A 19,109-nucleotide genomic window follows, 5' to 3' on the forward strand; every position below is an offset into this window, starting at 1 on the left:
CGCTGCGCCGGACTCAGCCGGCGCTCGCCACGTCCTTCGCGACGAACTGCGGGAACCGCGCCAGGATGGCGCGGCGGATCTGGGGCAGGTCGAGGCCGGCCATGGTCAGGACTTCCTCGCGGCTGCCGTGTTCCAGATAGACGTCCGGAAGGCCCAGGTGCAGGATCGGCTGGGTGATGCCATTGGCGGCCAGCAACTCGGCCACGCCTGCGCCGGCGCCACCCGCTATGGCGTTGTCCTCCAGGGTGACGAAGGCCTCGTGCGTACGAGCCAGCTCCAGGATCAGCTCGGCATCCAGCGGCTTGACGAAGCGCATGTTGACCAGCGTGGCATCGATTTCGCCGGCGATCACGGCGGCGGGGGCCAGCATGGTGCCGAAGGAGAGGATCGCCAGGCCGTGGCGACCGCGTCGGCGCACCTCGGCCTTGCCGATCGGGTAGGTTTCCAGCGTCTCGGCCATCTTCGCGCCCGGGCCGGTGCCGCGCGGGTAACGGATGGCGGCCGGCCCCTTGTAATGGAAGCCCGTGCTGAGCATGGTGCGGCAGTCGTTCTCGTCGGCCGGCGCCATGATCACCATGTTCGGCAGGCAGCGCATGAACGACAGGTCGAAACTGCCGGCATGCGTGGCGCCGTCCGGCCCCACTACGCCCGCGCGGTCGATGGCGAAGGTGACGTCGAGGTTCTGCAGCGCCACGTCGTGGATGGCCTGGTCGTAGGCACGTTGCAGGAAGGTGGAGTAGATCGCCACCACCGGCTTGGCGCCCTCCACGGCCATGCCCGCGGCCAGCGTTACGGCATGCTGCTCGGCGATGGCCACGTCGAAGTAGCGCTGCGGGTATTCCCGCGAGAAACGGACCAGACCCGAGCCTTCGCGCATGGCAGGCGTGATGCCGAGCAGGCGCTCGTCGCTGGCAGCCATGTCGCACAGCCAGTCGCTGAAGATGTCGGTGTAGGTAGGCTTGGCCGGCGCGCCCTTCTTCACCAGTCCGGCGACGGGATCGAACGGGCCGACGGCGTGGTACTCGATGGGGCCTTTCTCGGCGGGCTCGTAGCCCTTGCCCTTGGTGGTCATCACGTGGATGAGCTGGGGGCCGGGCAGGTCCTTGACCGTTTCCAGCGCCTGCACCAGTTGGGGCATGTTGTGCCCGTCGATCGGGCCGGTGTAGTGGAAGCCCAGTTCCTCGAACAGGGTGGACGGCACGAACATGCCCTTGGCGTGTTCTTCCCAGCGCTTGAAGAAGCGGCCGAAGAAGGACTCGCGCGGCATGGCCTTCTTGGCGCGCTCGCGCAGGGCGTTGAGCCGCCGGCTGGACATGGCGCGGGCCATCATCTTGGTCATCGCGCCGACGTTTTCGCTGATCGACATGCCGTTGTCGTTGAGGATCACCAGCATGTTCGGTTCGACGTCGCCGCCGTGGTTAAGCGCCTCGAAGGCCATGCCCGCGGTAATCGCGCCATCGCCGATCACGGCCACGACCTTGCGCGGGTCGCCCCGGCGCTGCAGCGCGATGGCCATGCCCAGGGCGGCCGAGATCGAGGTGGACGAATGACCGACGCCGAAGGTGTCGTATTCGCTTTCCTCGCGGCGCGGGAACGGCGCCAGGCCGTCCTTCTTCTTGATGGTGGTGATGCGGTCGCGACGACCGGTGAGAATCTTGTGCGGATAGCACTGGTGGCCCACGTCCCAGACAAGACGATCGCGTGGGGTGTCCAGCACGTGGTGCAGGGCCACCGTCAACTCGACCACGCCCAGCCCCGCGCCGAAATGCCCGCCCGACGAGGCCACGGCCTCGATCAGGTATCGGCGCAGTTCATCGGCGATCGCTGGAAGTTCGTCCACCGGGAAACGCCGGAGGTCCTCCGGCGATTCGATCTGCGCCAGATAGGGATAGCGGGAGAGGTCGTTCATCCCCGTATTGTTGGCCTCCGGAGAGGCCGGGGCAAGGGATGGGGTGTGAAAGTTTGCGGGCGAAGCCCGGCCAGGCCTCAGGCGGGGCGCCGATCCCTTGGTAAATGGCTGATCAGGAACTGCATCTGGTCGGCCAGGATATTGCGATTGGACAGGATCAGGTGCTCGACCCAGCTGGGCCGGTAGGGCACGGCCAGAAGGGGCATGTTGGCCTGCTGGGGGGTGCGGTTGCTCTTGCGCAGGTTGCAGGCCAGGCACGCGCTGACTACGTTTTCCCATTCGTCCGCGCCGCGTTTGGACAGGGGAATCACATGGTCGCGGGTGAGTTCGTGACGCGTGTAGTGGTGGCCGCAGTACAGGCAAAGGTGCCGGTCGCGGGCGAACAGGGCGGTGTTGGTCAGGGCCGGCGCCGGGTCGATCGCGTGCTCGCGGCAATGGCCCGTGCTGGCCACGATGGGGTGGAGGTCCAGCGTGCTTTGCAGGCCGTTGGCCCGGCTGGTGCCGCCGTGCACGGTGAGGCAGGGGTCGCCCAGCGTCCAGGCCACCACGCCGCGCACATAGAGGCAGACGGCATCCTGCCAGCTGATCCAGTCAAGGATGCGGCCGGCGGCGTCGAGCGAGAGCACGCGCGTGGTGTGCAGCGCGGTCACCCTCGGCAGGTCTTCGTGTAGCACTTCCATCGTCATCGGGTCTCGTCCTTCACACGTGCGAAAGAGCGTTCCAGTCAGCCGAACTCCGTGCGGATCGGGTAAGCGATCCCACCCCTTTGAAGCGGGTTTGCCCGAGCATAGCCGATAATTGCGACCGAATTGCACACGCCCGGTATGCTTCTTGCGGTGCTGTGGCGGTCATGCGGCACTGATATAGTGGGGGTTCGTATATGCCTGCGCGGGTTTGGAAGGGGGGCCGGGGTGGCTTCCCAGGTCCGGCGGGTCCATGAGGGTTTCACAGTGGCTGAAGTGCTTTTCTACGAGCGTCCGGTTCCCCTGAACCGCACCGCGCATCGCGATCTCCGCCTCAAGGCGGTGAACAACATCCGTTTCGCGGCCACCGCGCATTCCGTGCCCCTCACGGGCGTCGAATTCGCCCCCGCCTCGCGCGACGTCCCCATCCTGTTCGCCGGCAACAGCATGGAAGAAGCCGGTCCGATGGCCCTCCTGGGCCTGCGCCAGGGTGAAAACCTGCTGGTGGGCGAGAACGGTTTCTGGGAGCAGGGCCTGTACATCCCGGCCTTCGTGCGCCGCTACCCGTTCGTGCTGGCCGAGAAGCCCGCCGGTACGGAAGGTGACGACTTCACCGTCTTCCTCGACGAGGCCTACGAAGGCTTCAACGAAACCGAGGGCGAGCGCCTGTTCAACGAGGACGGCACCGACGCGCCGGCCCTGACCAACGCCGTGAACTTCCTGGGGGAATTCCAGGACCACGTCGCCCGCACGCAGTGGTTCATGGGCAAGTTGCGCGAGCACGACCTGCTCGAGCCGCGCACCATCACCCTGCAGAAGGAAGGCAAGGGCATCAACCTCAACGGCCTGTTCGTCATCAACGAAGAGAAGCTGCGCGCCCTCGACGAGAAGGTAGCCGGCGAGTTCCTCCGCGAAGGCGCCTTCGGCTGGATCTACGCGCACCTGGTGTCGCTGGCCAACATCGATCGCATGGCCGCACGCCTCGACGTGCGCGAGCAGAAGGAAGGCGCCGTCGCGAAGGTCTGATCGCCTTTGCCGATGGCCGAAAAAAGGCTGCCCAGGGCAGCCTTTTTTTGTTCCCGGCGCCACCAGCGTCCTACCGGACAGGTTTGGCCAGGCGCATCAGGTCGGTGTCGAAGCCATGCTTGACGTACATCTCGCGCGCCCGCTCGTTGCCGGGGAACACGGCCAGGGTGACGAACTGGCAGCGGTGCTCCTTGGCCCAGGCATAGGCGTGGTCGAGCAGGAACGTGCCGACGCCGTCGCCTTCGTGTGCCTTGGCTACCGCGATATCGGAGATGTGGCAGTTGTCGCGATGGGTGAAGAAATCCTTCGTCTTCTGCAGGTGGACGAAGCCGACCGGCTCGCCGTCCTGATTCTCGGCGACGAAGATGTAGCTGTTGGACGGTTGCTCGTCGAGGTGCCTGACCAGGTCGGATTCGATGCCCTTGAGGCAATCCGTCTTGGTGCGGCCGTTGGGCAGCGGGAAGTCGACGAAGCGATGGAGCAGGCCAAGGATGAACTCGTCATCGTCGCTTTCGGCGAGACGGATCAGGAACGGGGAAGCGCTCATCGTGTCGGGCACCGTTGCGGTGGGGAGACTGGCCGGTAGCCTTTTCTACACCTTCGGGGGTGTGGGGAAAAGTCCCTTTGGCGGTGCGGCGAGGGGGCCGCTGCCGCGGGATCGCCGGCATCGCCGGCTCCTACAGGAGCGGCGATGCCGTATATGCGGGGCGATGCCGTATGCGCGGGGTGATGCCGTCCACGCGGGGTGATGCCGCGTACGTGGTGCGATGCGCACCGCTGCGCGATGCCGCCCCGGCGGTGCGACGTGTCAGAGCACCTCGGGCAGGGTGGCTACGCCGGCGTCGATCGCTGCCTTGTGCATGTGGATGCGCGGGAGGATGCGGCTGAAGTAGAAGCTGGCGGTATCGCGCTTGGCCTGCTTGCCGTCCGCGGACAGCCTCGAGCCCTCGGCGGCCAGCACGCTGCGGGCCCAGCAGTAGGCCAGGGTGACGTAGCCGGACAGGTACAGGTAATCGACGGCGGCAGCACCGAGTTCTTCCGGATTCGCCTGCGCGCTCCTGGCGATGGCCTGGGTGAGATCGCCCCAGGTCTTGGCGGCGATCGCCAGCGGGCCGATGAAGGGCGTCAGCGTGTCGTTGCCCTGGTGGGCCTGGCAGAACGCCGAGATCTCGCCCAGGAAATGCTTTAGTCCGGCGCCCTGCAACTGCATGACCTTGCGGCCCAGGAGATCCAGAGCCTGGATCTGCGTGGTGCCCTCGTACAGCGTGATGATGCGGGCATCGCGGACGAACTGTTCCATGCCGTGTTCGGCGATATAGCCGTGGCCACCGAAGATCTGCAGGGCTTCCTTGGTGCATTCCTGCGCGGCTTCGGTAAGCAGGCCCTTGGCGATGGGAATGAGGAAGGAAAGCAGTTCGCCGGCCTCCTTGCGGGCCTGCGGATCGGGATCGCGCGCTTCGATGTCGCCCTGCAACGCGGCATAGGCGGCGAGCACACGGCCGCCCTCGACGAAGGCACGCTGGGTGAGCAGCATGCGGCGCACGTCGGGGTGGACGGTGAGCGGGTCGGCCGCTTTTTCCGGCAACTTCGCGCCCGACAGTGCGCGCATCTGCAGGCGCTCGCGGGCGTAGTGAAGACTGTTCTGCAAGGCGCGCTCGGAAACGGCCAGGCCCTGGATACCCACCGCTAGGCGCGCGGCATTCATCATCGTGAACATCGCGACCAGGCCCTTGTGCGCCGGGCCGACCAGCCAGCCCTGGGCATCGTCGAAGTTCATGACGCAGGTGGCCGATCCCTTGATACCCATCTTGTGCTCGATGGCGCCGGCCGCCACGGCGTTGCGTTGGCCGAGCGCGCCGTCCTTGCCAACCTTGAACTTCGGCACCACGAGCATCGAGATGCCGCGGCTGCCGGCGGGGGCGTCGGGCAGGCGCGCGAGCACCAGGTGCACGATGTTCTCGACGAAATCGTGCTCGCCCGCACTGATGAAGATCTTGGTGCCGGTGACCCGGTAGCTGCCGTCGTCGTTGGGTTCGGCGCGCGTCTTCAGCAGGCCGAGATCGGAACCGGCCTGGGGTTCGGTGAGGCACATCGTGCCGGTCCAGCGTCCTTCCACCAGAGGTTTCAGGAAGACCTCCTGCTGCCAGGCGTCGCCATGGTGCTCGAGCGCGTCGGTGGCGCCGTGCGAGAGCAGCGGATAGATGCCCCAGGCCAGGTTGGCCGAGTCGATCATTTCCTTGGTCAGCGCGCCGAGCACGATGGGCAGGCCCTGGCCGCCGAACGTCTCGGCGGCGGTCAGCCCGGCCCAGCCGCCGTCGGCGTACTGCCGATAGGCTTCCTTGAACCCCTTGGGCGTGGTGACCGACGCGGTGGCCTTGTCGTAGTGGCAGCCTTCCTGGTCGCCGCTGGCGTTCAGCGGTGCCAGCACCTGCTCGTTGAAGCGCGCCGCTTCGTCGAGCACGGCGTCGAGCAGGTCGCGCGTGTGCGCTTCGCCGCCGTCCAGGCGGGCCAGCACGGCTTCCGCGCCCAGCACGTCGTAAAGGGTGAAACGCATGTCGTCGAGGGGGGCTTTGTAGAGCGTCATGTCGGGGTCCTGGCGTCGCGGCGCGCGCGGCTGGGTGGGATCAGGGAGAGCGATAGGTATCGGGGATGCCGGGTACCGGCGAGAGCCAGTTGCGCCCGTGCACCTCGAAGGAGCGGGGCGTCTTTTCCTGCTCCGGCAGCGCGACGATGTGGCCATCGATGGTGTAGGGGAGCGAGCCGGCGCTGCCCTTGGCAGCCAGCTCGGCCAGCGCGCGGCTCATCTCCGGCGTGGGCACGAGGTCCATGCTGGCTACGTCGGCGGCGAACGAGGGGATGTCCTGGTCCACCTTCACATCCATCAGCACGCCGCCCAGGTCACCGACGCGCAGGGTGCCCTGGAAGCTCTGGAAGGCCATGCCGCCATAGCTGTTGTTGCGGATGCGCAGGGTCAGGTGCCAGACGCCGCCCGGCTTGGCGGTGACTTCCTGCAGCGTCACCGCCGGCGGGAACACGCTTTTCCTGGCGGGCCCGCAGGCAGCGAGCAGCAGCACGCAGGCGATGGGCATGAGGCGGGCGAGGCAGGTGCGAACGGTCGGGATCATTCCCTGGGTTTCCACGGGCAGCGACGAACAGGGGCCCGATGGTAGCGCCGGGCCCCCGGGTGCGCGAGACGTGCGTTTGAAACGCGGTTCCCAAGCGGGAAGGTAGCAGGCATCATCAGCGCTTATCTTCCAAAGACACCGATTGCCGCCCATGACCCGACGCATCGCCGCACGACGTTCGCCCATTCACGGAAACGGCGTCTTCGCCACCGCGCCCATCAAGGCCGGCGAAGAGATCGTCGAATACAAGGGTGACATCATCACCCACGCCCAGGCCGACAAGAAATACGGCGATGGCGGTGAAACCGGCCACACCTTCCTGTTCACGCTGAACGAGAAATACATCGTCGACGGCAACAGCAACGGCAATACGGCCCGCTGGATCAACCACGGCTGCGATCCCAACTGCCAGGCCGTCATCGAAGAGGCGGTGGAAGGCAAGCCGTCGAAGAAAGATCGCGTGCTCATCGAAGCGCTTCGCGACATCGCGCCCGGCGAAGAGCTCACCTACGATTACGGCATCACGCTGGACATGCCGCACACCGCGCGCCTGAAGAAGATCTGGGCCTGCCTGTGCGGGTCGCCGCAGTGCATCGGCACGATGTTGAAGCCCAAGCGCAAGGCGGCAGCCTGAGTCGTCCGGAAAGCCCGCTCACGATGTGGCGACACATGCGCGACGTCGTGCTCATGTCGTCGCATCCATCCTCGGACCACACTTATCCGAGGAGACATCCATGGCGAACACATCACTCGACGGCCGGCGTATCGCGGTACTCGCAACCGACGGTTTCGAACAGTCGGAGCTGACCGAGCCGAAGCGGTTGCTTGAAGAAGCGGGCGCCAAGGTCGATGTCATCGCACCGGGCGGTGCAGCGCAGATCAAAGCGTGGGACAAGAAGGACTGGGGCATCAGCGTCAACGTGGACGTCGCGCTGGACAAGGCCGATGCCGGTTCGTACGACGCGCTGGTGCTGCCCGGTGGCGTGATCAATCCGGACAACCTGCGCACGGACGACACCGTGCTGGCGTTCGTCAAGGCGGTGGCCTCGTCGGGCAAGCCGGTGGCGGCGATCTGCCACGGCCCGTGGACGCTGATCAATGCCGGTCTGGTCGATGGCAAGAAAGTGACCTCGTGGCCCTCGCTGAAGCAGGACCTGAGCAACGCCGGTGCCCGTTGGGAAGACAGCGAAGTGGTCACTGACGGCAATCTCATCACCAGCCGCAAGCCGGACGACATTCCCGCGTTTGCCAAGGCCGTGATCGCCTCGCTGGCCGGCTGAGACCGTGTCGTGATCCTGCTTCGCCGGTCGTTGCCGATCGGCGAAGCGCGGGAATCGCGGGCCCCGCCATGACGGGGCCCGCGTTGCGTCGGGGCGCAAGGGGGAATCTTCGCCGTTCCACGTGGTCTGAAAGCCCGGGCATACGCCCTGCTTACCCTTGACGGGCTAAGCTCCGCGACTTTCCACGGCCCGAAGGGACACCCCCGCGCGTGCATTACCCCGGCAAGGCGCCACCGTCGTTCGTCGAGACCCGTCGGCTCCCCGCCGGCGACGGCGCGTGGCCGGACGGCCTGACGCCGCTCGATCCCGCTACGCTGGCCACGCTGCGTACGATGCGGCAGCGACGGCCCGTCCCACGCGACCGGTTGAGCGTTACGCTGGCGATAGCCGCTGCGATCCTTCTTCATCTCCTGCTGATCGTCGTGGTCAGCTACGAGATGCAGCCGCGTGTGCAGATCGGTTTCTACGTGCCGCACGGGCCGCCCGACGTGCTCGAGGTGCGCTTCATCGACCGTGCCCCGCCGCCCGCGGTCCCCTCGGCGCCCCCGCCGCCACCGGTCACCGAACCACCTCCGAAAGTGCGCTCGGCGGAAGCTACACGCCCCGAACCGCCGCCCCGCAAGAAGAAACCGGACGAGGTCACCCCCGCAGTGACGCCGTCCGACGCGCCCCCGGCGGCGACGGCTCCGGCCAGCGGCGTCTTCGGGGCCGACGGCTCGATCGCCCTGCCCAAGGGTGCGCCGGGTTCGGGCGGTTCCGACTACACGCCGCCACGGCCCACGGACGCGGCGGGTGTCATGTCGCACAAGACCACCGTGACCTACACGCAGACCCGGTTCGAGAAGGACTGGGCGCCGCGCGACGAGAACGTGCTCAGCCAGGGCATGCGCCGGGCGATCGAAAAGACCACGGTGAAGAAAACGGTGGACCTGGGGCACGGCGTGCGGGTGAACTGCTCCACGGTGTTCTTCGTGCTGCCGGTGGGCTGCGGTGGCGAAGACCCGTCGAAGGCGGCGCACAAGGACGGCGACACCCGCCTGAACATGGCCCCGGCCAACCCGTTGGTGAAAGATCTGCCCGGTGCCGTACCCGTCCGCAGCGAGGCGGAGTGCATCGCCGCCTACCGTAAGGACGAGCGCGTGCCCGAAGGGTGCCCGACCGATACGCCGTTGAAAGCGATGGACCAGGAGAACGCCGAGCGGGCACGGCGCACGGGAAACTGAGCCCGCCAGGGCAGGGCGCGATTGTGCGGCGCCGCGGGAGCGGGGACACTAGCGCCCGATGCCGACCCTCCTGCCACCGGACAACGCGCCGGACGCCGATCCTTCACCGCCCCTCGCGCCGCGCGATGCGGCGCTGCACGCGATCGTCTATCGCCAGCACCTGCGTCGCAAGCCCGGCGCCAGCGGGCGGCGCATCGCCGGCTGGGTCGGCACCCTGCTCATCCACCTGGCGTTCCTGTTCGGGATGATCCTGGGACCCGCCTACGATGTGCTGCCGCCGCCCCCGGAGCCCGAGCATCCCGATGCGCTGCAGGTGCGGCTGATCGACAAGCCGCCGCCGCCCGTGCCGCCCGTGCGCGGCACGCCGTCCACGGCACCCGTGGCGAAGGTGAAATACACGACCAAGTGGTCCACCGCGGCCAGTCGCGCCGCGCAGGGCGCGCATGCGTCGGCCGTCGCCGCGGCGCGCACGCCGTCACGTCCCGCGGTGGCCTCGCCCGCCGCGCCCGCGCCGAAGGTGAAGGCTGCGCCGAAGCCGGTCGCGCCGCCTCCCAGCGTCCTCGCCGTGGCCGATCGTCCCGTGGTGCAGCCAAAGGCGCCGCCCCCGCAGCCGGAGCTGGAAAAAGTGCCCGTGCCGACCCAGGCGCCGCCGGACCTTGCGATGGATACACCCCGGCCGGACGTCGTGCCCCCGCGGTTCCAGCCCGAGCCGGTGCGTCGCCCGCAGGCCGAGGGCTCCGCGCCCATGCCGCCACCGGCCTCGCTGTCGATCCCGCCGACCCCGGCGGCGCAGATAGCCGTGACACCCGCGCCACCCACGATCACTGCCGAGCGGACCACGCCCGTACCGACCACGGCGATGACGCTCGCCACGGTGCCGCGCCCGGAGGTGGAGACGAGTGCCGCGCCGCCGACGCCGCAAGAGGCGCCGCTGCCGAAGGTCGCTGTGGAAGCGGCCGTGCCCCGGCCCGACCTGACCGCGGACATGCGACCGGTGCCGACACGGATCTCGGTGCAGAGCGTGCAGGCTCCGCCGGTCGAGGCTGAGGCGGAACTCGCGGCCGTGCCGTTGCCGGACGCCGTGGCCAAACCGTCGGTATCGGCACCGGAGAGCGCGGTGGCGCGCCCGGCCGTACAGGCGCCTGCGGTCGCAGTTGGTGATATCCAGCGTCCGGTGGCCGGTGCGGACACGGCGCCCGCGGCGCCCGGCCAGGCGCCGGGCGACACCGCGGCCGGCCAGTCCACGGCCAAGGCGGCCACGCAGGGCAAACAGGGCAGCAACGCGTCGGCCGAGGCCGTGCAGGGTCAGTCGGCTGGCAAATCGTCGCCCGGCGATGCCGACGTGTCCGGTTCGAACACACCGGGTGCCGCACAGGTCTCGGGTAAGCCGGGCGCGGCGAAAGGCGCGGATGAAGGCACGCGCCTCACCGGTGCCGACGGCACGTCGCAGCGCAGCGACGGCGTGGTGGGCGGGCAGGGTGACAAGGCCGGTCCCGTGGGCGCCTACACCGAGCTGAAACCGCGCGGCAACCTGATACCGCAGAACGGCGCGCGCGTGCACGTCGACTACAAGGCCACCCGCTTCGATAACGACTGGACGCCCAAGGGCGAGAGTTCGGTCGATACCGCGCTTCGCCACGGCGTGGAGGCGACCACGGTGAAGGCCACCGTTTCCCTGCCTCGCGGTATCCGCCTCAACTGCACCGCCGGTCCCGGCAATGCCGGTGCGAAGGGTGCGGGCAGCCCGGGCATGAGCGCGATATCGTTGTTCACGCTGGGCTGCAGCGGTGGCGACGGCCCGCCGAAGCCAGCCAGCCAGGACGCCGTGGCCCGCACGCAGACCATGGCGCCGGCGAAACCGCTGGCCGAGAACCTGCCGCCGGCGAACAGCGCGACAGTGGCGGCAGCGCCCGCGGCGTTCGACAACACAGCGCTTTGCACCACCGCACGTGTCACCGGTGGGCCTCTGCCGCCGGGCTGCGAGGCGTCGATCAAGATCAACGTGCCCGTGGCCTCACCGGCGTCGGGCTCGTGGGTGCCAGCGAGCGATCAGTTCAAGTAGGCGGCGTTCACTGGCTTGGCGGGCGAATCTCCGTGCCCGCGGCCATGTCGTGCAGCGCGCGGCGACGACGGTCCACCAGCGCCGGAAGCAACAGGATCGCCCAGCCGACGATCGGCGCCCACAGTGCCGCGCGCAGCGACGTCAGCGGGAAGATCAGCACGAGCGCGAGTGGCAACGCCGCGACGGCCAGCCGCACCAGGCCGCGTCGCCAGCCTACTGCGTCGCCCCGCGCATCCGTCACGCGGATACGCCAGGGCCGCATGCCCAGGGTCTGCCCGCCACGCACCCACGACAGCAGGAAATACGCGCCGACGGCCACGCCCTGCAAGGGCTGGTACCACCAGGTCAGCAGGTGTCCGTGCGCATCGAACAGTTGCCCGCCCGTGGCCATCTGCGCGAGCAGCCCCACCACCATGACGATGGCCACGACCGCCAGCGCGTCGTAGACGATCGCCGCGAAACGGCGCCAGGCGGAGGCAGGGGCGGGCGGATTGGGGAGCATGGGTCTACCTGCGTGACGCGATCGGCCGGGCGATCGTAGCGGAAATTCGGAAAGCCGCAGGCTTGCCGGTTAGTTTCGTGGGGTTTCATGGGTTTTGCCGGACATTGACCCCTCCGGCGTGTGCCGCCAATGTCGGCTTCATACCCCTCACTGCACGGAGCATCCCATTATGAGCCTCAAGCTTTCTTCTACGGACGTCGCCCTCAACACCGTACTCGAGGACATCGGCAAGGATGACGTGACATCGCCCGTCGAGATGCAGAGCCTTCGTGACAGTGCCGACGAGCACGTCCTGGAAGCGACAGGACTGTCCATTTTCATTCCCACGACGCCCCTGGGTGCATCCGTCGTGCGTGTGCTGTTCCAGGCCGACGAGTTCGTCGAGAACATGCAGCGCGTGGCCATCGAATCGCGAAATGTCAACCTTCCGCCGGAGCGACGTGAGGCGATGAAGGCGGCGATCGAACACCAGATTGCCTACATCGTCGCTGGGTACCAGTCCAGCGTCCAGAGGCTTTGAGTCGAGGGCGAGGGCATGCGACCATCCGGTCCATGCCCTCGCCGCACCCGCGCGTCCCCACCGCTACCGAACCGGCAGCCCCCGTTCCTCCGCGGGACGACGACGCCCGCCTGATCGATCGCTTCATCGAGCGCATCTGGTCGGAGGACGGCCTGGCCGAGCGTACGCTCGAAGCCTACCGACGCGATCTGCAAGGCCTGGGGCGCTGGCTCGCCACGCGCGGCAAGTCGCTCGCCACGGCGACTCGCGAGGATATCTCGGCCTACCATGGTAGCCAGCCGGTGGCCGTGCGCAGCATGGCGCGGCGGCAGTCCGCGTTCCGCCGGTTCTATGCGCAACGGGCGAGGGACGATGCCACGACCGACGACCCCACCTTGCTCATGCAACGACCAAGGATGCCGCGCGGGTTGCCCAAGGCCCTGGCCGAGCGCGAGATCGAGTCGCTGATCGTCGCGCCGGACCTGTCGACACCGCTGGGCCAGCGTGACCGCGCCATGCTCGAATTGATGTACTCCTCCGGCCTTCGTGTGTCCGAACTGGTCGACTTGCCGCTGGCGGGACTGAACACGCGGCAAGGCGTGTTGCGGGTCACCGGCAAGGGCGACAAGGATCGCCTGGTGCCCGTGGGCGAAGAGGCGTTGCGCCACGTGGATACGTACCTGCGCGAAGCCCGTCCGGCGCTGGCAAAAGGTCATGGGCAGCCGGCGGCGCTGTTCCTCTCGCGGCGCGGCGGGGCACTCACCCGGCAGATGTTCTGGACGCTGGTGAAACGCTATGCCCTGCAGGTCGGCATCCCGTCGAAGCGGGTGTCCCCCCATGTGCTGCGCCACTCCTTCGCCACCCACCTGCTCAACCACGGCGCCGACCTGCGTGCCCTGCAGATGCTGCTGGGGCACAGCTCGCTCAGCACCACGCAGATCTACACGCTGGTGGCCAAGGAGGGGCTGAAGCGCCTTCACGCTCAGCACCACCCGCGAGGTTGATGACGGCGTCCTGAAGTTTCGCCCGGCAACGGACAGCTAGCGTCACGTATCTGCGGCACTCGACGTGTAGATCGCTGTTTTATTGGAGAAAATGTGATTTCTCCGGAACGTTCTGGTTGTTGTTTCGCGATAGCCCACTGCGTAGTCTGGTTTGAAACGCGTCGGATCGGCGCGCCACCGCAGGACGAGGTGATTTTCGATGAACGTGAAACTTAACGCCGACGACCCAGTACTTGCGTCGCTGATGTCCGGTATGGATGAAGGCGCTGCTGATCCGACCGTGCCCTTAGATCGCCTTCGCGATGCGGCCGCGCTGCAGTTCGGACAGGCCATGCACGCGGATGTCCGCGCCGGAGAGAACGCACTCAGGGATGCGCTGGCGCGCGTGCGTCCGGCCGTCGATTCGCTTGTGGAGAACATGCGACGCGTCGCGACGGAACCTGCCCTTTCGAGGATGTCCGACGTTCAGCGCGCCGACGTGAAGTCGGCCGTCGAACATCAGATCGCTTATGTCATCGGTGGGTACCGGGCAGCATTCCCGCAGACGTGAGGGATAACTCATAAAGGAGCATGTCATGGGCATTAAGCTGGAATCGAACGACCGCATGGTCAGGTCGATCATCCGTACGGTCGACAGGGACGACCTGATGTCGGAGGAAGAGCTTCGCGTCCTCCGGGAGGGTGCGGATATCCGCATGCAGGCCGCGACCGGCATCGACCCGGGTGACGACACGATGAAACTGAGCGTGGCCATTACCCTCTTGCTGGACTCGGCGGACGTGCTTGTCGCGGTGTTCGAACACCTGCGAGATCAGGCGCAGGATGCCGGCGCGTCCGTGGCGTGGATGGACGCCGCAAGGCGTGCCCTCGACTATCAGCTCGCGTGTGTGGTGGCTGGCTTCAAGGCGACCATCGAACCGCTTTGAGCCGTCCGTGGATCGTCTCGACGCACGCGATTCGTCTGTTACCGCGCCCTCCGTCGCCGTCTCACACCCGCGGGACGGTGAGCCGTGCCACAATCCGGGGAACCGAAAGCGGCGGCCGTGTTCAAAGTCGGTCCCGCATCCCCACGGTGACAGATGGAGTCGTACCGATGTTGAAGAAGATCCTCCCCGCGCTGCTGGCTGGCGCGTTCGCCATGACGGCGCACGCGGCCGACGATACCCAGGCCGTGCGTGCCGCGGTCGAATCGCTGGCCCCCGGTATCAAGGTGGACAGCATCGCCGCCGCGCCGATGCCCGGTTTCTACCAGGTGGTGGCCTCCGGGCGCATGGTCTACGTCAGCGCGGACGGCCGGTACATGCTCAACGGCAACCTGATCGACCTGAAGGCCAAGACCGACCTGAGCGCCGCCAGTTGGGCCGCCACGCGCAAGGTGGAACTGGCCAAGGTGCCCGCCTCGCAGCGGCTGGTCTATGCCCCGGCCAACCCCAAGCACACGGTCACGGTGTTCACCGATGTGGATTGCGGTTTCTGCCGCCAGCTTCACGCCCACATCGACGAATTCAACAAGCAGGGCATCGCGGTCGAATACGTGTTCTGGCCGCGCGAGGGCCTGAAGACCACGTCGGGCAATGACACCCCGTCGTATACCAAGGCCGTGTCTGTCTGGTGCAGCGCGGATCGCAAGAACGCCTTCAACCAGGCCATGAGCGGTGCCACTCCCAAGGCCGCCACCTGCGCCAACCCGGTGAAGGACGAATTCGAGCTGGGCGAGCGTCTCGGCGTGAACGGCACCCCTACCATCGTGACCGAGAACGGTGACGTGGTCGGCGGCTACGTCACCCCCGCGCAGTTGCTCCAGGCACTGCAGGCCCCGGCCGGCACCGTCCGCGGCGGGTGATCCCGCGCGGCCCATGTTGCCGCGCAACATCATGTAGAATGGGCGTTTTCCTTCAGCGCCTATTCTCCCCCGCATGATCGCACTCGACGGGCAGAGCGCCCTCTCACCGTTTCGCCTCGAACGACTGAACGCCCACCTGGATGCCCTGCATCACGGGACGCGGGTGCAGGCCGCCTGGTTCACCTATTTCGTCGACGTCGCCACCCCGCCGGAAGGCGAGGCCCGGGCACGCCTGCTGGCTGTGCTGGAGGCGAAAGCCCATACGCCCGACGATGCCACGTTCTGGATCGTGCCGCGCCTGGGCACGATCTCGCCGTGGTCCAGCAAGGCCACCGACATCCTGCATGGCGCCGGTTTCGACGTGCGACGCGTGGAGCGCGGCACCGCCTGGCGGATCACCGGCATGCCCGAGGCCGACCACCCGGCCCATGCCGCGGTCATGGCCTCCTTCTGCGATCCCATGGTGCAGTCGCCACTGGCCCACCTGGATGACGCCACCGGCCTGTTCCTGGTCGGCGAGCCGGGTCCGCTGGGCCATGTGGAACTGGGCGACGACGCCAGCGCCGCCCTGTCGGCCGCCAACCGCGAACTCGGCCTCGCCCTGGCCGACGATGAAATCGCCTACCTGGCCGAGCGCTATGCCGAGATGGGTCGCGCCCCGACCGACGCCGAGCTGATGATGTTCGCTCAGGCCAATTCCGAGCATTGCCGGCACAAGGTGTTCAACGCCACCTGGACGCTCGACGGCCAGGCGCAGGACATCTCGCTGTTCGGCATGATCAAGAACACCCACCAGCACTCGCCCGAGCACACGCTGTCGGCCTACCACGACAACGCCGCCGTGATCGCGGGCTATGACGGCCAGCGTCTGTTCGTCGACCCGGCAGACGGCGTGTTCCGCAAGGTGGCCGAAGCGGCGCCGTATGCGATCAAGGTCGAGACGCACAACCATCCCACGGCCATTGCGCCCTGGCCGGGTGCGGCCACCGGTGCCGGTGGCGAAATCCGCGACGAGGGCGCCACCGGTCGCGGCGGCAAGCCCAAGGCCGGTCTTACCGGGTTCTCGGTGTCGCATCTGCGCATCCCCGGGCTGCCCCGGCCGTGGGAAAAGGAACGCCCCCTGCCGCCGCGCATGGCTTCGGCTTTCGAGATCATGCGCGATGGCCCGCTGGGCGCCGCCGCGTTCAACAACGAGTTCGGCCGTCCCGCGCTGGGTGGTTACTTCCGCACCTTCGAGCAGGAAACCGGCGAGAAGGGCGTGCGCCGCGGTTACGACAAGCCGATCATGATCGCCGGTGGCCTGGCCGCCATCCGTCCTGACCACGTGCAGAAGCGTAAGGTGCGCCCCGGTGACAAGGTCATCGTGCTGGGCGGTCCGGCGATGCTGATCGGCCTGGGCGGCGGTGCCGCGTCGTCGGTGTCCTCGGGCACGTCCAGCGCGGAGCTGGACTTCGCCTCCGTGCAGCGCGACAACCCCGAGATGGAACGCCGCTGCCAGCAGGTGATCGACGCCTGCTGGGCGCGTGGCGACCACAACCCCATCGTCAGCATTCACGACGTGGGCGCGGGCGGTGTCTCCAACGCCATCCCCGAGATCCTCAACGACGCCGGCGTCGGCGGCATCATCGACTTGTCGAAGCTGCCTTGCGACGACCCGACCCTCTCACCCATGCAGGTGTGGAGCAACGAGTCGCAAGAGCGCTACGTGCTGGCCATCGGTGCGGAAGACCTCCCGCTGTTCGAGTCCTTCTGCGCGCGCGAGCGCTGCCCATACGCGGTGGTCGGCGACGCGACGCAAGAAGCCCGCCTGATCGTGCGCGACACGCGGCGCGACATCACCGTGATCGACCTGGGCATGGATGTCCTGTTCGGCAAGCCGCCGCGCATGCATCGCGATGCCGTTCGCGTGAAGCCGCGCGTCGACCTGGTCGCCGACCTCACCGGCATCGGCATGAACGAGGCGCTGCTGCGCGTGCTCCGCCTGCCCGCCGTGGGCAGCAAGAGCTTCCTCATCACCATCGGCGACCGTACCGTCGGCGGCCTCAACGCCCGCGATCCCATGGTGGGCCCGTGGCAGGTGCCGGTAGCCGATGTCGCCGTCACCATGACCGACTTCGACGGCTACGCTGGCGAAGCCATGGCGATGGCCGAGCGTGCGCCGGTGGCGCTGCTGTCCAGCGCCGATGCCGCGCGCATGGCCGTGGGCGAGGCGATCACCAACCTCGCCGCAGCCTCGCTGAAGCTGGACGAAGTGCGCCTGTCCGCCAACTGGATGGCCGCGGTGAACCACCCCGGCGAGGACGCCGCTCTGTTCGACGCGGTGAAGGCCGTCGGCATGGAGCTCTGCCCGTCGCTGGATATCTCGGTGCCGGTTGGCAAGGACTCCCTGTCCATGCAGACGGTGTGGACCGACGAGACCGGCAAGGCGCAGAAGACCGTGTCGCCGGTGTCGCTGGTCATCACCGGCTTCGCCCGCGTGGACGACGTGCGTCGCACGCTCACGCCGCAACTGAAGACCGACCGTGGCGATACCGAACTCTGGCTGATCGACCTGGGTGCCGGCCGCGATCGCCTCGGCGGATCCGCGCTCACCCAGGTGTTCAACCGCAGCGGCGGCGTGCCGCCCGATCTCGACGACCCGAAGCGCCTTCGCGCGATGTTCGAGCTTATCCAGGAGGCCAACCGCTCCGGCCTGCTGCTGGCCTACCACGACCGCTCGGACGGCGGCGCCATCGTCACCTTGCTGGAAATGGCCTTCGCCGGTCGCTGCGGCCTGGAGCTGCGCCTGGACGGCTGGGCCGACGCCATGCTGCGCGCGCTGTTCAACGAGGAACTGGGCGCGGTGGTGCAGGTGGCCTCGGCCAACCGCGAGGCCTTCGAGGCCCTGGTGGTGAAGCATGGTCTCACCGGCATGACCCACATGGTCGGCCGTCCGAAGGAAAAACTGGGCATCAAGCTGCACCTGAACGGCGAAACCCCGTTCAAATGGAACTGGACCGAGCTGTTCCGCGCCTGGAACGAAACCAGCTACGCCATGCAGCGCCTGCGCGACAACCCGCACAGCGCCGACCAGGAAAGCGACTGGCGGCTCGACGATGCCGATCCGGGTATCTCGCCGAAGCTGACCTTCGACCCCTCGGTAGACATCGCCGCACCGCTCATCCTGTCCGGCAAGCGGCCCCGCGTGGCCATCCTGCGCGAGCAGGGCGTCAACGGCCAGGTGGAGATGGCGGCGGCGTTCGACCGCGCCGGCTTCGACGCCGTCGACGTGCACATGACCGACCTCGCCAGTGGCCGTCATCACCTCAAGGACTTCGTCGGCCTGGCGGCCTGCGGCGGGTTCTCCTATGGCGACGTCCTGGGTGCGGGTCGCGGCTGGGCCACGTCGATCCTCTACAACGACGCGTTGCGCGAGCAGTTCGCCCGTTTCTTCGAGGACGGCACCCGCTTCGCGCTGGGTGTGTGCAACGGCTGCCAGATGATGTCGCAGTTGAAGGACATCATCCCGGACGCCCGCCACTGGCCGCAGTTCCTGCGCAACCAGTCCGAGCAATACGAGGCGCGCGTGGCCACGCTGGAAATTCTCGACTCGCCCAGCGTCTTCTTCCGCGGCATGGCCGGTTCGCGCATTCCCGTGGCCGTGGCGCATGGCGAAGGCCGGGTCTACTTCCCGAACGTGTGCAGCCCGTCGAAGAGCCACGGCGTGGCGCGTTTCGTCGATAACCGTGGCCGGCCGACGGAAAGCTACCCGCTCAACCCGAACGGTTCGCCGGGCGGCCTGGCGGCGTTCACCGCGGCGGACGGGCGCGTCACCATCATGATGCCGCATCCGGAGCGCGTGTTCCGTAGTGCCCAGTTGAGCTGGCACCCGGAGCAGTGGGGCGAGGATTCCCCGTGGATGCGCATGTTCCGCAACGCCCGCGTCTGGGTCGGCTGATCCGCCGCACGCCACG

Annotated in this window: 17 protein-coding genes; 11 read left to right on the forward strand and 6 right to left on the reverse strand. The window is 67.7% G+C overall.

Translation table 11 applies throughout. From position 1 onward, the window contains the following. Positions 1 to 13: 13 nt before the first annotated feature. Both dxs and ACVKN3_RS16545 read right to left on the reverse strand, forming a co-directional pair. Positions 14 to 1,909, reverse strand: a complete 1,896-nt coding sequence (dxs, locus tag ACVKN3_RS16540) for a 1-deoxy-D-xylulose-5-phosphate synthase (RefSeq protein ID WP_354516282.1) — start codon at positions 1,907 to 1,909, stop codon at positions 14 to 16. A gap of 77 nt (positions 1,910 to 1,986) precedes the next feature. Next, positions 1,987 to 2,595 (reverse strand): HNH endonuclease, encoded by a 609-nt coding sequence (locus tag ACVKN3_RS16545; protein WP_354516278.1) that lies wholly within the window; start codon positions 2,593 to 2,595, stop codon positions 1,987 to 1,989. A gap of 264 nt (positions 2,596 to 2,859) precedes the next feature. On the opposite strand from ACVKN3_RS16545, the gene ACVKN3_RS16550 reads away from it, so the two are divergent. Next, entirely contained in the window at positions 2,860 to 3,618 is a 759-nt protein-coding gene (locus tag ACVKN3_RS16550) for a SapC family protein (RefSeq protein ID WP_285403713.1), read from the forward strand. 70 nt (positions 3,619 to 3,688) lie between these two features. Here the strand turns inward: ACVKN3_RS16550 and ACVKN3_RS16555 are convergent, their stop codons facing one another. The 3 genes from ACVKN3_RS16555 to ACVKN3_RS16565 all read right to left on the reverse strand — a co-directional run bounded on the left by ACVKN3_RS16555 (position 3,689) and on the right by ACVKN3_RS16565 (position 6,743). Beyond that, a complete protein-coding gene (locus tag ACVKN3_RS16555) occupies positions 3,689 to 4,165 on the reverse strand; it encodes a GNAT family N-acetyltransferase (protein ID WP_036137450.1) in 477 nt (158 codons plus the stop codon). A 261-nt stretch (positions 4,166 to 4,426) separates the two neighbouring features. Continuing rightward, positions 4,427 to 6,202: an acyl-CoA dehydrogenase C-terminal domain-containing protein gene (locus ACVKN3_RS16560; protein WP_354516276.1), complete on the reverse strand. Its 1,776-nt coding sequence runs from the start codon at positions 6,200 to 6,202 to the stop codon at positions 4,427 to 4,429. A 40-nt stretch (positions 6,203 to 6,242) separates the two neighbouring features. Next, on the reverse strand, positions 6,243 to 6,743 hold the full coding sequence (locus ACVKN3_RS16565; RefSeq protein ID WP_036137448.1) for a hypothetical protein: 501 nt from the start codon (positions 6,741 to 6,743) through the stop codon (positions 6,243 to 6,245). A 151-nt stretch (positions 6,744 to 6,894) separates the two neighbouring features. Here ACVKN3_RS16565 and ACVKN3_RS16570 point away from each other — a divergent pair, with 151 nt between their 5' ends. The 4 genes from ACVKN3_RS16570 (at position 6,895) to ACVKN3_RS16585 (ending at position 11,308) form a co-directional block, all read left to right on the forward strand. Continuing rightward, a complete protein-coding gene (locus ACVKN3_RS16570) occupies positions 6,895 to 7,377 on the forward strand; it encodes an SET domain-containing protein (RefSeq protein WP_036137445.1) in 483 nt (160 codons plus the stop codon). A gap of 100 nt (positions 7,378 to 7,477) precedes the next feature. Beyond that, positions 7,478 to 8,023 (forward strand): type 1 glutamine amidotransferase domain-containing protein, encoded by a 546-nt coding sequence (locus ACVKN3_RS16575; RefSeq protein ID WP_354516273.1) that lies wholly within the window; start codon positions 7,478 to 7,480, stop codon positions 8,021 to 8,023. Between the two features lie 209 nt (positions 8,024 to 8,232). After that, the gene (locus tag ACVKN3_RS16580) at positions 8,233 to 9,246 is read left to right on the forward strand and encodes a hypothetical protein (RefSeq protein ID WP_354516271.1); all 1,014 of its coding nucleotides are present in this window, start codon (positions 8,233 to 8,235) and stop codon (positions 9,244 to 9,246) included. A gap of 58 nt (positions 9,247 to 9,304) precedes the next feature. Then, positions 9,305 to 11,308, forward strand: coding sequence for a hypothetical protein (locus ACVKN3_RS16585; protein ID WP_354516269.1), 2,004 nt, complete (start codon positions 9,305 to 9,307; stop codon positions 11,306 to 11,308). 7 nt (positions 11,309 to 11,315) lie between these two features. Here ACVKN3_RS16585 and ACVKN3_RS16590 read toward each other — a convergent pair whose 3' ends face one another. Continuing rightward, entirely contained in the window at positions 11,316 to 11,810 is a 495-nt protein-coding gene (locus ACVKN3_RS16590; protein WP_354516267.1) for an RDD family protein, read from the reverse strand. 169 nt (positions 11,811 to 11,979) lie between these two features. On the opposite strand from ACVKN3_RS16590, the gene ACVKN3_RS16595 reads away from it, so the two are divergent. From ACVKN3_RS16595 to purL, 6 genes are all read left to right on the forward strand, one after another. Continuing rightward, on the forward strand, positions 11,980 to 12,330 hold the full coding sequence (locus tag ACVKN3_RS16595) for a hypothetical protein (RefSeq protein ID WP_036137430.1): 351 nt from the start codon (positions 11,980 to 11,982) through the stop codon (positions 12,328 to 12,330). A 32-nt stretch (positions 12,331 to 12,362) separates the two neighbouring features. Next, complete coding sequence (xerD, locus tag ACVKN3_RS16600) at positions 12,363 to 13,313, forward strand: site-specific tyrosine recombinase XerD (RefSeq protein ID WP_285403732.1); 951 nt, start codon at positions 12,363 to 12,365, stop codon at positions 13,311 to 13,313. A 199-nt stretch (positions 13,314 to 13,512) separates the two neighbouring features. Then, a complete protein-coding gene (locus ACVKN3_RS16605) occupies positions 13,513 to 13,863 on the forward strand; it encodes a hypothetical protein (protein ID WP_285403735.1) in 351 nt (116 codons plus the stop codon). 25 nt (positions 13,864 to 13,888) lie between these two features. Next, the gene (locus tag ACVKN3_RS16610) at positions 13,889 to 14,239 is read left to right on the forward strand and encodes a hypothetical protein (RefSeq protein ID WP_354516265.1); all 351 of its coding nucleotides are present in this window, start codon (positions 13,889 to 13,891) and stop codon (positions 14,237 to 14,239) included. Positions 14,240 to 14,406: 167 nt separating this feature from the next. Then, positions 14,407 to 15,156 (forward strand): DsbC family protein, encoded by a 750-nt coding sequence (locus ACVKN3_RS16615; protein ID WP_036137422.1) that lies wholly within the window; start codon positions 14,407 to 14,409, stop codon positions 15,154 to 15,156. A gap of 73 nt (positions 15,157 to 15,229) precedes the next feature. Further along, positions 15,230 to 19,093, forward strand: a complete 3,864-nt coding sequence (purL, locus tag ACVKN3_RS16620) for a phosphoribosylformylglycinamidine synthase (protein ID WP_285403746.1) — start codon at positions 15,230 to 15,232, stop codon at positions 19,091 to 19,093. Positions 19,094 to 19,109: the final 16 nt, after the last annotated feature.

The sequence above is a fragment of the Luteibacter sp. PvP120 genome, from assembly GCF_054055715.1.